Below are 1,016 nucleotides of genomic sequence, written 5' to 3'. Positions count from 1 at the left end.
CTTGCACCAACATGGCCGGGTTAGCATTGGTAGCAATAGTCCTGTATGCCGTGGTATCGGTGGAGAGCGCTGCGACAGAGACCAAGGTTGCCATCCCTCGCCCGTTCCACTACCCCGACTTGGTGGACGACTACAAGAACGCCGTCAAAGAACTGCTTGAGCTGTCCCCGCCTGGTGGAGATTTCGGATCGGCTTATAACTTACACGGTCTACCAATCAACGACAGCAGACTCCACTACGGCTTCCTAGTAGCCACTCTCGACGTGATATCAGAAGCTTTGAGCGTCTTATGTCCACCATCATACGAGAGCGAATATTTCCCAGCGGTGAGGAAGGCGGTGGCAGCTACCTTGGAAAGTACCTCGTCCATTGGCAACCAATTGTCTTTGGTCCTGACTGTTGTGGACGGTAATCTACAAAATGCTCTAGAACTTGTGGAAGAGAAATGCGGACAAGGCCAAGACGATTGTGATCAAGCCGTACGGGATGCTGTAGACGCGGACTCTGAGAAGTACGCCCAAGCCCTCGATCTCTTGCAACTAGTTGGAAGGGCCAGTGAATTGTACTTGCAGAACACCTACAGGGCAGAAGCTACTAATTTCTCCATCCTCAAGTTACTCGTTGAAAGCCAAGATGAATTGAAGCCGCTGGCTTTGAGTGTAGCCAAAGTGAAGATGGCGCTGAATACCCGAGGACATGCCCCAAATAACCAGGTCCAGTGCTCGCCTACACAATAAAGTAATAACTAATGCGGCTTGGCTTCGAAATCGTAATTTTAAAAAACAAGACCAATATTTGGACTGGACTATGCTGCAATAATGTTCAAAAGTATACGCTACGTATCCAGTAATTATTTTTAATGCCGGCTGAGTTGTAGGATTCGGGTCATCGTTTTAAATTAGCTTTTGAGGACTGAATTTTGGATAGTTAAGTAAATCGCTCGTCTCGTTAACTGTTTTTATGATCGATTAATCGAAATGTGTTTACTTATGAATTTCTATGTAGTTGAACAAAAC

General features: G+C 46.5%; 1 protein-coding gene. It reads left to right on the top strand.

Features of this window, described 5'->3' with window-relative positions; genetic code table 11:
* A partial coding sequence (locus ACFFNX_RS51030) for a hypothetical protein (protein WP_378213737.1) occupies positions 1-737 on the top strand: 737 nt, incomplete at its 5' end.
* Positions 738-1,016: the final 279 nt, after the last annotated feature.

Origin of the sequence: Actinoallomurus acaciae (assembly GCF_042429965.1) — a bacterium.
GTDB lineage: Bacteria > Actinomycetota > Actinomycetes > Streptosporangiales > Streptosporangiaceae > Actinoallomurus > Actinoallomurus acaciae.
The sequence above is the reverse complement of the archived record's forward strand: the minus strand, read 5'-3'. Positions and strand labels throughout refer to the sequence as shown.